Genomic DNA, 1,182 nt, shown 5'->3' on the forward strand with positions numbered 1-1,182 from the left:
TTGAGTAATTCTGAATTCAACTGAAAGGTAAAAGAATAAGTTTGAAAGGGAGTTAGTGAATTTTAGTGTGTATAAAAAGCCTCCCGCCATTTGATGGGAGGCTTTTATTAAATATTTTCAATTAAAAGCTTAAATTTATGGAGTATAGAATATAATGGAGCCTAAAACACTTTCTGAATGGTTGATGTTTAATACTGTTAGATTAGAAACAAGTAATGGATCATCAGGTACAGGATTTTTTTACTCTTTTGATACTTCTGATGATAAATTCGTTCCAATACTTATTACTAATAAACATGTCTTAAATAATAATCCAAAAGAAGTTATGACATTTTATTTGCATTTAAAAGATGAAGAAAATGGATCTAATCAAAACTATAAAGTTACTTATGTATGTAATTGGATATTCCATTCATCTAAAGATTTGTGTTTTTGTTTTGTTCAACCTTTATTTGAAGAAGTTAAACGTAGGACTGGAATGGAAGTATTTTATGCAATCACTAATGATAATTCAATAGCAACGGCACAAGATATTGAAGAATTAAGTGCTATTGAAGAATTAGTTATGGTTGGTTATCCTATTGGACTTTGGGATGAAAAAAATAATTTTCCTATATTTAGAAGAGGCTATACTGCATCTCATCCAGCTATAGATTTTAATGAGTGTGGGATTGGATTGGTGGATATGGCTTGTTTTCCTGGCTCGTCAGGTTCGCCAATTTTTATATTAAATGAAAATGGATATTCCAATAGAATGGGTGAAACTTATTTGGGAAGACAAAGGGTAATGCTTATTGGTGTTCTATATGGTGGACCTGTATATACGGCTGAAGGGGAATTAAGAGTTGTAAATATTCCTACATCAAATCAAACAGTTTTATCTCAAACTCCTATTATGACTAATTTGGGCTATTATATTAAAGTATCTGAATTGCAAGAGTTTAAGGATTACATTATAGAGTTTATAAAGAATAATTGATAAATATAAGGTAATTAAAAGCTATTAACACATAACCAAAAGAATGAATAATATTTAACTAACTACTTTAATTCATACTCTTAGTTAGTGAGAATTTAATTTAAGGCCTAGATATATTATTCTTAGTTATGCTTAAAGTTAAAAGCAGATCTTAAATTGCAATATGAAATTGAACAGTATGTAAATCCACTATTTTATTAACT

General features: G+C 28.6%; 1 protein-coding gene. It reads left to right on the forward strand.

Annotated features, from left to right (window positions below):
- Positions 1–184 precede the first annotated feature (184 nt).
- Positions 185–979, forward strand: a complete 795-nt coding sequence (locus Q0370_RS10065) for a trypsin-like peptidase domain-containing protein (protein ID WP_299575278.1) — start codon at positions 185–187, stop codon at positions 977–979.
- Positions 980–1,182: the final 203 nt, after the last annotated feature.

Origin of the sequence: uncultured Leptotrichia sp., from assembly GCF_938036635.1 — a bacterium.
Lineage (GTDB): Bacteria > Fusobacteriota > Fusobacteriia > Fusobacteriales > Leptotrichiaceae > Leptotrichia > Leptotrichia hongkongensis.

Coding starts and splice junctions, on each gene's coding strand:
- Q0370_RS10065 (WP_299575278.1), top strand. CDS start 185: ATGTTTAATACTGTTAGATTAGAAACAAGTAATGGATCATCAGGTACA.